The following is an 11,101-nucleotide window of genomic DNA, read 5'->3' on the forward strand; positions in this document are numbered from 1 at the left end:
TGGCAAAGGAGTCCCGGACGCCCTGGACACCGGCCCCGCCGGTGCCGGGAGCCGGGCGGGCGCCGCGTGGTGACGGGGGAGGCCACCGGCGCGCCAGAAACGGCCGCAGCGAGCGCATGGCGAACAACGGGGGGAAACAGTGATCGCGGAGTATTCCGCGATCGTGGCCCGAGGAATGGGTGTCCGCCGCGGGGGGCGGTGGCTCCTGCGCCCGGTGACCTTCGGCCTTGCCGAAGGAGTGGTCGGCCTGGCCGGTCCACCTGGTGTCGGTAAATCCACTCTGCTGGCCACGTTCGCGACCTTGCGCCGACCGAACGCCGGCGTGCTGCACGTTCTCGGAAGGGACATATCGAACGGTACGGAGTTGCGCGCCGCGCGGGCCCGGATCGGCTACCTGCCGTCCCGGTTCTCCCGGGCGGAGCACATGACGGCGGGCGAATTCGTCGAATACGCCGCGTACTTCAAGCGGACGAGCGCCGCCGCGGCGCGCGCCATGGTCAAACGGCTCGACCTCACCGAGGCCGCCGGGACCGAACTCGCGCTGCTGCCGCCGGACGTGCGGCTGCGCGCGGGCCTCGCCGCCGCGTGCGTCCACGAACCCGAGCTGGTGCTGCTCGACGACCCGTTCGGCGAGCTGTGCGCCGCCGCCGACCCCTGGCCCACCGGCGCGGCCGGGCCCGGCGGCGACGCGTCCGCCGCGATCGCCGAGCTGATCCCGGTACTGCGCGCCCTCGCCCCGACCGTGGTGATCACCGCGGACGGCTGCGACCCGCTCACCGGCTGGTGCGACCGCCTGTTCACACTGACCCGCGGCAAGCTCACCGAGCAGCCCACCCGCTCGGCCACGACCCGCCGGGGCCGTACCGCCGCCGACCGCCGTTGGCCCGATGCGGCCGGCGTCCGCGACGCGGTGCCCGGCGATCCACGGCACGGCGAGGAATCGGTGCCGCGCCGGTGGCTGTGGCCGACCGTCCATGGTCGTCGCGGCCCTGGACGGGTCGACCGCGGCGGATCGGCCGGCGGCCGGCGCTGCCCGCGCCGCCGCAGCCGGTGCGGCCGCGGATCGGCGGACGGCTCGGCGCGGCGCGCCGCCGGTGTCTGACCTCGGGCGGGTGCTCCGGCTGGACGCCCGTCGCACGGCGCTGCTCGTCGCGGTGCCGCTGCTCACCGTCGTCGGCACCGCCGCGGCGGCGCTGTCGCTGTGCCCGCCGCACTCCTACTGGGACAACTCCGTCGTCGCGCTGGTCAACGCGGTACGGCTGCTGGGCCCGGTCGCCGCCGCGCTCGCCGCCTGGACGGCCGTCCGCGAACGCCCCCTCGACTACCTGCGCAACCTCACCGCCCGCTCCCCCGCCACCGGCGTGCTGTTCGACCTGCTGCTGCTGTCGGCCGCCGCGCTCGTGTCGTACGCGGCCGTCTCCGTCGTGATCGTCGCCGTCACGCTGCTGCACGACGGGACCGGGCGCTCCCACCCGCTCGGCTTCGCGGCGGGCGCGGGCGCGCTCGTCCTGCACGTCGTGGCCGGCTACCTCGCCGGACGGGTCGCGCCGCACCGGGCGACGGCACCGCTCGTCCTCGTCGTCACCGGGCTGTGGTCGGCGCTGCGGGTGCCCGGCCTGTCATGGTGGAGCCTGCTTCCCCCGGCCGCGCTGAACCAGGTCGCGCTCTTCACCACGTTGCGCCCGCAGGTGCTCGCCGACCAGGTCGTGTGGGCGCTCGGCGCGACGGCCGCGCTGATCCTCGGCTACGTGCTGTGGGCGACGCGCCGCGCACTGATCGGCGTGCCCCTCGCGGTGGCGCTCGCGGCCGCCACGGCGGCGACCCTCGGGCTGCACGGGACGGCGGGCGGGACGGTCGCGCCCGCCCACGCCGACCCGGTGTGCCGGGAGTGGCCGCTGACCGTGTGCGTGCATCCGGCGCTGCGCGACGCGCTGCCCGCGCTGACGTCCGCGGTGATCCCCCTCGCCGCCCGGCTGGACGGGACGCCCGGCGCGTTCACCCGCGTGGAGCAGCGCCCGTCGTGGGCGCCCGGCGGGGTGCGGGACGGCGTCGCGGGCGTCCACCTCGACGCCGCGCTGCCGCCGGGGTTCGAGGAACGGGCCGTCCGGCGAATCCGCGACGGCCTGCGCGACCCGCGGATGTGCCCGTCCTCCCGCGGCTACGGCGCGCTGGTGGACGCCTGGCTGGTCGGCGAGGCGCCGCCCGCGATCGGCGACGCGCGCGCTCGCGCGGCTGTTCGGCTCATGGGACGAGGAGCTGCGCCGCGACTGGCTGCGGCGCAACTTCGCGGACTACCGGGCGTGCGCCCTCGGCCCCCACGACTTCCGCACCGCCGCCGACGTCGGCGCGGCGGGCGACCCCCGGACGGCCGGTGCGCCGCGTACGTCGACGCGCCGCCCTCCGCACGAGGCGGGGAGCGGCGCGCAGGGTTCCCCTGCACGGCCGCGCCGGGACCCCCAGCCCGACACGACCGCGCAGGAGTCTAGGCCCGGCCGGCCGGCTCGGTGACCGGCGCGGGCTTGGTCCAGTGGCGTTCGACGAAGAACGGCGCGATGGGCAGCACCGAGGCGCCCAGCGCGAGGACCGTCCGCGTCATGTTCCAGCCGAGCTGCGGCCGCACGATCACCGCCGCCCCGACATAGGCGATGAACAGGACCCCGTGGATCGGGCCCACCAGCGACACCGCCGACGGCATGTCCGCCATGTACTTCAGCGGCATGGCCACGAGCAGCAGCACGAGGAACGAGATCGCCTCCGCGATGGAGACGACTCGGAAAGCACGAACAATGTCCACGTCCGGTCAACGTCCCTTCCCCGCAGGAGGTTTCACGCGGGGATATGGCCCTGATCACATCGCCCGGCAGCAACAAGTGGCGTGAACGGAAGCCGCTGCGGGGCATGCCGGGGGTATGGCGAGCGAAAAACCGAATAACGGCAGCCCCTCCAGAGCCTCCCGTCCCCTCCGGTTCCTCCGCGGCCCCGTGCCGCTGGTCGTGGCGACGGTCGTCGTCGTGCTGGTGGCCCTGCAGTTCGTGCGCGGACTGCCCGACTGGGCGAACCCCTTCGGGACCGAGACGAAGGACCGCAGCGGGCCCGTCCTGCTCAAGTCCATCCAGGACCTGCGCCGCTACGAGGCCGCGAGCGGAACGTTCCAGGTCATCGTCGATCTGGAGAAGGACGCGAAGTTCCTCCCGAGTTCGCTGCGCGGCAAGCGCACCCTGTTCGTCGGCAACGGCAGCGTGGACGCCTACGTCGACTTCGCCGGGCTCGGCGCGGGCGCGATCAAGGTGAACGCGGACCGGACGGCCGCGACGATCACGCTGCCGCCGGCCCGCCTGGAGAAGACGAACCTCGACACCGAGAACAGTTACGTCCATGCCACCGAGCGCGGCCTGTTCGACCGGTTCGGCGACTTCTTCAGCAGCAACCCGAACGACCAGCAGCAGCTGTACGTCCTGGCGAGCAGGAAGATCCAGGACGCGGCCACGAAGAGCGGCCTGCGCGAACGGGCCGACGCCAACACGCGGACGATGCTGACCAACATGCTTCAGGCCCTCGGCTTCGAGTCGGTGAAGTTCACCGCCCCGGCCCAGTGACCCCGCGCCCGGACGAGCCGGGCGCGGGCCCCACGTCACCAGCCATCACCCCGACCCGAGCGGACCGAAACCACTGCGATTGCGAGCGAAGCCGGATTCGAGCTTGCGAGAATCCGATCGCGCAGCGAGCCCCCTGGGCGAGTCGGAGCGATGCAGCAATCGCATGCGGGCCGATCGGCCCCGAGCCGCTAGGCGAGGGGCCGGGTCGGAACGCGGACGATAAGCGCGTCGCCCTGGCCGCCGCCGCCGCAGAGGCCGGCGGCGCCGACGCCGCCGCCGCGGCGCTTCAGCTCGTGGGCCAGGTGCAGCGCGATGCGGGCGCCGGACATGCCCACCGGGTGGCCGAGCGCGATCGCGCCGCCGTTCACGTTGACCTTCTCCGGGCCGACGCCGAGGTCGCGCATCGACTGGACGCCGACCGCCGCGAACGCCTCGTTGATCTCGATGAGGTCGAGGTCGGCGACGTCCAGGCCCTCCTTGCCGAGCGCGTGCTTGATCGCGTTCGCGGGCTGGGACTGCAGCGAGTTGTCGGGGCCGGCGACGTTGCCGTGCGCGCCGATCTCGGCGAGCCAGCCGAGGCCGAGCTCCTCGGCCTTCGCCTTCGACATCACCACGACCGCCGCGGCGCCGTCGCTGATCTGCGAGGACGAGCCCGCGGTGATCGTCCCGTCCTTGCTGAACGACGGGCGCAGCTTCGCCAGCACCTCGGCGGTCGTGTCGCCCCGGACGCCCTCGTCGGTGCCGAACACGACGGGGTCGCCCTTGCGCTGCGGGATCTCGATCGGGGCGATCTCGTCGTCGAACAGGCCGTTCTTGATCGCGTCCGCGGCGCGCTGGTGCGAGCGGGCGGAGAACTCGTCCTGCTCTTCGCGGGAGATGTCGAGCTCGGCGTTGTGCCGCTCGGTCGACTCGCCCATCGCCAGCCCGTCGAACGCGTCGGTGAGCGCGTCGTAGGCCATGTGGTCGAGCATCTCGACCGATCCGTACTTGTAGCCGCCGCGCGACTTCGGCAGCAGGTGCGGCGCCCGCGTCATCGACTCCATGCCGCCCGCGACGACGATGTCGAACTCGCCCGCGCGGATCAGCTGGTCGGCGAGCGCGATGGCGTCCAGGCCGGACAGGCAGACCTTGTTGATCGTGATGGACGGGACGTTCATCGGGATGCCGGCCTTCACCGCGGCCTGGCGCGACGGGATCTGCCCCGCGCCCGCCTGGAGGACCTGCCCGAGGATCACGTACTGGACCTGGTCGCCGGACACTCCGGCCCGCTCCAGCGCCGCCTTGATCGCGTGCGCGCCGAGGTCGGCCGCGGAGAAGTCCTTGAGCGAGCCCATCAGGCGGCCGATGGGCGTGCGCGCTCCGGCGACGATCACGGATGTGGCGGTCATGAGGGGGCCCTCCAGAGTGGTGCTGCGCCGACGTTTGCCACCATACCCAGGAGTATCGGCACGCCTTCGAGGGAGACCCGCCCATGCTGACCCGCATCGACCACATCGGTATCGCCTGCCACGACCTCGAGGCCACCGTCGAGTTCTACAAGGCCACGTACGGCTTCACCGACGTGCACTTCGAGGTGAACGAGGAGCAGGGCGTCCGGGAGGCCATGCTCAAGATCAACGAGACGGGGGACGGCGCCGCGAGCTACCTCCAGCTGATCGAGCCCATCCGCGAGGACTCGGCCGTCGGCAAGTGGCTCGCCAAGAACGGCGAGGGGGTTCACCACATCGCGTTCGGCACCGACGGGACGGTGGCCGACGAGGCCGCGGGCATCGCCGGCAAGGGCGTCCGGGTCCTGTACGACGAGCCGCGCAAGGGCTCGCTGGGCTCGCAGATCAACTTCCTGCACCCGAAGGACTGCCACGGCGTCCTGACGGAGCTGGTGCAGAAGCGCTGAGCACGGCGGACGTCCGGTCACGGAGCGGCCCCGCACCGTGACCGGATCGTGACGGTTTCGGGACCACGGGACCGGGGAACCGGGTACAGACTGCCGCTCTGTGACCGTTCGGTCGCGTCTGGTGCATTTGTGGCACCCGTACCTGGGCAGCCGCGACTTCCCGGAGCGACATGCCAAAGCGGGACAAAACACGCAGCGCGTCAAGATGAGCCCCCAACACGGCAGTGTCGGGAGTAGGCTTCATTCGCCGGAAGAGGTCTGGGGCGTTGCGCCGTTCCCGCCAGGCGATCAACCGGTCCCCGGAACCACCCGTAGCCCCGTCACATCAGGATTGAGCCACATGCAGTCCGACATCGACGCCCAGCTCACCAACTTCTTCGAAGACACGCCCCCACGCGAGTTCGACGTGGTGCTTCGCGGCTACGACCGGCACCAGGTCGACGAGCACATCAAACAGCTCGACAGCGAGGTCCGGCAGACTCGCGAGCAGACCCAGGCGATGCAGCGCGAGCTGTCCGACGCGCACCGTCAGCTGCAGGAACAGGAGCGCCCGACCTACTCCGGTCTCGGCGCCCGCATCGAGCAGCTGCTCCGGCTCGCCGAGGAGCAGGCCACCGAGCTCGTCCAGGCCGCCCGTTCCGAGGCCAACGAGATCAAGGCCGCCGCCAAGGTCGACGCCGCCGAACTCCGCGCCACCGCGGAGAACGACGCCGCCGAACTCCGCGCCACCGCCCAGCGCGAGGGCGACGACATGCGGGGCGCGGCCGAGCGCGAGGCCGAAGAGGTCCGCACGTCCGCCCGCCGCGAGGCCGACGAGCTGACCTCCACCACCGAACGCGAGGTCGCCAAGCTCCGCGCCACCGCCGACCACGAGGTCGCCGAGAAGCGCGCCGCCGCCGAACGCGAGATCGCCAAGCTCCGCACCACCACCGAGCGCGAGGTCGCACAGCTGCGCGCGTCCACCAAGCGCGAGCGCGACGAGATCCTCACGACCGCCAAGCGGCAGGCCGACGAGATGCGCGCCCAGGCACAGCGCATCCTGGAGGAGAGCGAAGCCCAGCGCGCCCAGGCGGAGGCCGAGTTCGAGATCCAGCTCGCCGCCCGCCGCGAGGAGGCCGACCGCCAGGACGCCGAGCGGCACGCCGCCGCGCAGGCCGCCACGCAGAAGCTCGTCGCCGAGGCCGAACAGCGCGCCGCGTCCGCCGAGCAGCGCGCCGCCAAGGCCACCCAGCAGGCCGAGCAGACCCGCCGCGAAGCCGACTCGCACGCCAAGCAGCTCGTCGCCAACGCCCGCAAGAACAGCGACAACGTCATCGCCGAGGCGAAGGCGCAGGCCGAGCAGCTGCTCGCCGAGACCAAGGCCGAGGCCGACCGCGTCCGCACCAACGCGCAGCGCCAGGTCGACGAGCTCACCCGCCAGCGCGACAGCATCACCAGCCACCTCAACCAGCTCCGCCAGCTCATCGGCGGCGTGTCCCCCGGCATGCGCCGACGAGATCGCGGCCCCGCCGGAGAAGCCCGCCATCCCCGCGGCCGAGCCCAAGGAGGAGCCGCCCGCCCCCAAGCCCGTCGCCAAGGCGGCCCCGGCGAAGACCGCACCCGCCAAGCCCGCCGAGGCCAAGAAGTCCGACGAGGACGACGAGGACTGGTGGCAGGAGTGACCACCTGACGCGTCCGTCCGGCGCGTCACCGACCGGAAAGCCTAGGGGCCGAGCGAACGCCTCTAGGCTTTCCGTCGTTCATAGAGAAGACCGCAGGAGACAGAGGAGACCGGCGTGCCCGACGAGACCCCCCGCGAGGACGGTTCCGCCGCGCCGCCCGCCCCCGCCCGAGTCCCCTCGCCCACCCAACCCCCCGACGACACGCAAGACACCCCCGACACGACCGCCCCCACCCCCGAGGACACCGACACCTCCCCCGGCGGAACGGGCGCCGCAGGCACCACCCCCGAGCCCGACGCGCAGGACGAAAGCAACGCGGCCAACGCCACGGACGACGACGCCGACGCACGCGAAGCGGACACCTCGGACCCGGCCGACACCAAGCCCGCGCCCGCAGAACCCGATGCGCGGGACGAGGCCGACGCGGGGGACGAGGCCGACGCGGGGGGCGAAAGCGGCGCTCCCGGCGCCACTGACACAGCCGCCGACGGGCGCGGCGCGGACGGTGGCGGTGACTCCACCGAGGTCGATGTGCGGGACGACGCTGACGCGCGGCCTGTGGAGACTCGGCCGCAGGACACGGACGCGCTCGCGGACGGCGGGGCCCGTGCGGAGCGCGGGGCGGGTGTCGGGGCGCTCGTCGCGGAGCAGGACGTGCCGCTGCCGGTGACGCCCGATCCCGCGATGGACGTCGAGCAGCGGCGGCGGGAGGCGGGGGTCGACCAGCGGTTCCCGTTCGGACGGCCGGGGCAGCCGCTCGGACGGGCGCATCCGTTCGTGTTCGGGTTCACGGCGGCGCTCGGGGTGATCACCGCGTGGTTGCTGGTGCAGGCCGCGACGAGTGCGCGGTCGACGATCGTGATGATCGTCGTGGCGCTGTTCCTCGCCATCGGGTTGAACCCGGCGGTGGAGCGGCTGCGGCGGGTGGGGCTGCCGCGGGGGCTCGCGGTCGGTGCGGTGTTCTTCGGGGTGCTGCTGTTCTTCGCGGGGTTCGTCGCGTCGCTGGTGCAGCCGGTGACCGAGCAGGTCAACGAGTTGCGGGAGTCGATCCCGCATTTCGTCGAGCAATTGCAGAACAACGAGCAGCTCGCGGAGTGGGACAAGCGGTACGGGCTGCTGGAGAAGGCCGAGACGTTCGTCAACAGTGAGGATTTCCAGAAGCAGGTCACGGAGGCGGCCACGGGGATCGGGCGGGTCGCCATAAACGGTGTGGTCCAGACGGTGACCATCCTGATCCTGACGCTGTACTTCCTGGGGTCGCTGCCGCAGATCAAGACGTTCTTCTACAAGCTGGCCCCGCGCACGCGGCGCGCGCGCGTGGCGCTGCTGGGCGACGAGATCCTGGACCGGATCGGCGGGTACGTCGCGGGCCAGTTCATGATCGGGTTCATCGCGGGCGCGATGTCGTACATCTTCCTGTCGATCGTGGAGGTGAAGTACGCGCTGGCGCTGTCGCTGATCGTGGCGGTGACGGCGCTGATCCCGCTGGTGGGCGCGACGATCGGGGCGGTGGTGGTGTGCCTGATCGCGTTCCTGACGGGGTCGGGGGCGGATGCCATCGCCTGTGTGGTCTTCTACGTCGCGTACCAGCAGGTGGAGAACTACTTCATCTACCCGAGGGTGATGAAGCGGACGGTCGACGTGCAGCCGGCGGTCACGATCGTCGCGGCGCTGGTCGGGGCGGCGCTGCTCGGGGTGGTGGGGGCGCTGCTGGCGATCCCGACGGCGGCGGCGGTGTCGCTGCTCATCCGCGAGGTCGTCCTGCCCCGTCAGGAGACTCTTTAGCGGTCCGGGCGAGGGCGGCGGTGAACTCGGCGACGGCCTGGTTGAACAGGTCGGGCTGTTCGACGGCGCACAGGTGCCCGGCGCGGGGGATGACGAGGAGTTCGGAGTCGGGGGCGGCGTCGGCCATGGCGCGGGCCTCGTCCTCGGTGGCGAGGGCGTCCTCGTCGCCGACCATGACGAGGGTGGGGACGCGCAGTTCGCGGAGGGTTTCGAAGGAGTCGGGGCGGGCGGCCATCGCGCGCTGCGCCCAGGCGGCGGCGGGCGCCGGGGTGGCTTGGACGAGCCCGCGGACGCGCCCGTAGATGAGGGCGCGCTGCCGCATGGTGGTGGGCCCGACGAGTCCGGGGAGCACCTCGTCGACGAGGGTCCGTACGCCGGTGTCGCCGTCGAGCGCCTCGGCCTGGCGGAGCCGGTTCTGCCGGGTCGCGTCGGTGTCGGCGGCCGCGCGGGTGGCGGCGAGGACGAGCCCGAGCACGAGTTCGGGGTGCCTGCGGCAGAGCGCCATCGCGACGTATCCGCCCATCGACAGCCCGCCGACGACGGCGCGGCGGACGCCCTGGTCGCGGAACATGCGGGCGACGTCGTCGGCCATCGCGTCGATGGACGGCTCGTCGGTGCCGAGCCGGGAGCCGCCGAACCCGCGCAGGTCCGGGGTGATCACGCGGAACCGTCCGGCGAGGCCCTGCCGCTGCTCCAGCCACATCGCCGACGAGAGCGGGAAGGCGTGCAGCAGGACGAGCGGCGTGCCGGAACCGACGTCCCGGGCGTAGAGCTGCACGGTCATGCGGGTTCCTCACCTCGTGTCGGGTTACCGGTAATGGTTACCCGAAAGGGCCCGAGATGATCAGGAGTGGCCGTCATCGGCCGATTGGATTACGGCCATTCCGTGGGGAGGGGGTGCGCCGCGGGGGCCACTCGCCGGACGATCTCGTTCAGCACCGTCCGCACGTAGGGTTCGCCGACCCACAGGTGCTTGGCCTTGTCGACGCCGATGACCTCGGCCTGCGGGACGCGGGCGAACCGTTCGCGGGCCTCGTCGGGTCGCAGGTAGTCGTCGAACTCGGGGACGAGCGCGAGGACGGGACGTCCGTCGGCGCCCCACGCGTCGAGGTCGGCGTCGGCCGCGCGGTGCAGCGGCGGCGACAGGAGAATGGCGCCTTCGACGAGCGGGTCGCGGCCCCACTTGAGCGCGAGTTCGGTGCCGAACGACCAGCCGAGCAGCCAGGGGCGGGGCAGGTCGTGGTATTCGGTGTATTCGAGGGCGGCGGCGACGTCGAACCGTTCGGTCTCGCCCTCGCCGAACTCCCCCTGGCTGGTGCCGCGCGCGGAGGTCGTGCCGCGCGTGTTGAACCGCAGGACGGCGACGTCGGCGAGTGCGGGCAGCCGGTAGGACGCCTTGCGCAGGACATGGCTGTCCATCATGCCTTCGGCGGTGGGCAGCGGATGCAGGCACACGAGCGTCGCCACCGGGGGGTTCTCCGGCGGCAGCGCGAGTTCGCCGACGAGTTCCAGCCCGTCGGACGTGTGCAGGGTGATGTCCTCGCGGCGTGCGGGCAGGACGGTCGTGGCCCGGATCTCCGCCATCGGTCTCCTCGTCGTCAGTGTTCCCTGTGGGGGCGGCCCCCCACACCCCCCAAAGGCTACTGACCGTCGTCTTCCACTCCGCTGGCGCTCCGTTCCGGACGGCGGTCAGTAGCGGGGCGCGTTGCGGCTCCGCTGGACGCGGGGCGCGCGCCGGTTGCGGGCCTGCCAGCACGGACGGTGCCAGTGCCGCCGGTCGTCGGCGCCGCCGCGTTCGTCGGCGGGCCAGGCGACGACGTGCCCGACGCCCGGCGGGATCTCGTGGTCGCAGCCGGGGCAGCGGTACGGTTTCGCCGCATTGCCCCCGGCGACGTTGCGCACGATCCAGGTGCCGTCCGGCCCGTCCTCGGTTTCTTGAGCCCACATGCCGCCGCCGCCCCGGGGAGTCGGTCCGGGGGCGGAGCGGCGGTTCTTGCGGGGGCTCATGCTTCCAGGGTAGGCCCGCTTTACCTGAGCGGACGCCCGGCGGTGACGTGCTCGACGAGGAGCGGGGTCGGGGCGAGGGCGGGTTCGCGGGACTCGGCCTTGAACGTGCGGCCGCCGTCGGTCGACACCAGGAAGATGCCGCGGGACGCGCCGCGCGT

General features: G+C 72.7%; 10 protein-coding genes and 1 pseudogene. 6 read left to right on the forward strand and 5 right to left on the reverse strand.

The window, feature by feature from the left end; genetic code table 11:
- The first annotated feature begins 175 nt into the window (after positions 1-175).
- Positions 176-1,102: an ATP-binding cassette domain-containing protein gene (locus tag BJF79_RS44065; protein ID WP_075906504.1), complete on the forward strand. Its 927-nt coding sequence runs from the start codon at positions 176-178 to the stop codon at positions 1,100-1,102.
- A complete protein-coding gene (locus BJF79_RS52320; protein WP_187357145.1) occupies positions 1,095-2,486 on the forward strand; it encodes a hypothetical protein in 1,392 nt (463 codons plus the stop codon). The genes BJF79_RS44065 and BJF79_RS52320 overlap by 8 nt, the downstream gene beginning before the upstream one ends.
- On the opposite strand, the gene BJF79_RS44070 is transcribed toward BJF79_RS52320, so the two are convergent.
- Positions 2,483-2,794, reverse strand: a complete 312-nt coding sequence (locus BJF79_RS44070; RefSeq protein WP_075906506.1) for a DUF3817 domain-containing protein — start codon at positions 2,792-2,794, stop codon at positions 2,483-2,485. The two genes, BJF79_RS52320 and BJF79_RS44070, sit on opposite strands and share 4 nt — an antisense overlap.
- A gap of 187 nt (positions 2,795-2,981) precedes the next feature.
- On the opposite strand from BJF79_RS44070, the gene BJF79_RS44075 reads away from it, so the two are divergent.
- Positions 2,982-3,596, forward strand: coding sequence for a DUF4230 domain-containing protein (locus tag BJF79_RS44075; protein WP_262403469.1), 615 nt, complete (start codon positions 2,982-2,984; stop codon positions 3,594-3,596).
- Between the two features lie 188 nt (positions 3,597-3,784).
- On the opposite strand, the gene BJF79_RS44080 is transcribed toward BJF79_RS44075, so the two are convergent.
- Positions 3,785-4,984 carry an acetyl-CoA C-acetyltransferase gene (locus BJF79_RS44080; protein ID WP_075906510.1) on the reverse strand — a complete coding sequence of 400 codons (1,200 nt, stop codon included), beginning with the start codon at positions 4,982-4,984 and terminating at the stop codon, positions 3,785-3,787.
- 83 nt (positions 4,985-5,067) lie between these two features.
- Between BJF79_RS44080 and mce the strand changes: the two genes are divergently transcribed.
- The 3 genes and pseudogenes from mce to BJF79_RS44095 all read left to right on the forward strand — a co-directional run bounded on the left by mce (position 5,068) and on the right by BJF79_RS44095 (position 8,936).
- Positions 5,068-5,490, forward strand: coding sequence for a methylmalonyl-CoA epimerase (gene mce, locus BJF79_RS44085; RefSeq protein WP_075906512.1), 423 nt, complete (start codon positions 5,068-5,070; stop codon positions 5,488-5,490).
- Positions 5,491-5,830: 340 nt separating this feature from the next.
- A pseudogene (locus tag BJF79_RS44090) lies at positions 5,831-7,151 on the forward strand (DivIVA domain-containing protein).
- Between the two features lie 114 nt (positions 7,152-7,265).
- The gene (locus BJF79_RS44095; RefSeq protein WP_075906514.1) at positions 7,266-8,936 is read left to right on the forward strand and encodes an AI-2E family transporter; all 1,671 of its coding nucleotides are present in this window, start codon (positions 7,266-7,268) and stop codon (positions 8,934-8,936) included.
- Here the strand turns inward: BJF79_RS44095 and BJF79_RS44100 are convergent.
- The 3 genes from BJF79_RS44100 to BJF79_RS44110 all read right to left on the reverse strand — a co-directional run bounded on the left by BJF79_RS44100 (position 8,896) and on the right by BJF79_RS44110 (position 10,883).
- Positions 8,896-9,720: an alpha/beta fold hydrolase gene (locus BJF79_RS44100; RefSeq protein ID WP_075906516.1), complete on the reverse strand. Its 825-nt coding sequence runs from the start codon at positions 9,718-9,720 to the stop codon at positions 8,896-8,898. The genes BJF79_RS44095 and BJF79_RS44100 overlap by 41 nt on opposite strands.
- A gap of 89 nt (positions 9,721-9,809) precedes the next feature.
- A complete protein-coding gene (locus BJF79_RS44105) occupies positions 9,810-10,520 on the reverse strand; it encodes an alpha/beta hydrolase (RefSeq protein ID WP_075906518.1) in 711 nt (236 codons plus the stop codon).
- A 105-nt stretch (positions 10,521-10,625) separates the two neighbouring features.
- Positions 10,626-10,883 (reverse strand): ATP/GTP-binding protein, encoded by a 258-nt coding sequence (locus BJF79_RS44110; RefSeq protein WP_262403470.1) that lies wholly within the window; start codon positions 10,881-10,883, stop codon positions 10,626-10,628.
- Between the last annotated feature and the right edge of the window lie 218 nt (positions 10,884-11,101).

The organism is Actinomadura sp. CNU-125 (genome assembly GCF_001942465.1).
GTDB lineage: Bacteria > Actinomycetota > Actinomycetes > Streptosporangiales > Streptosporangiaceae > Spirillospora.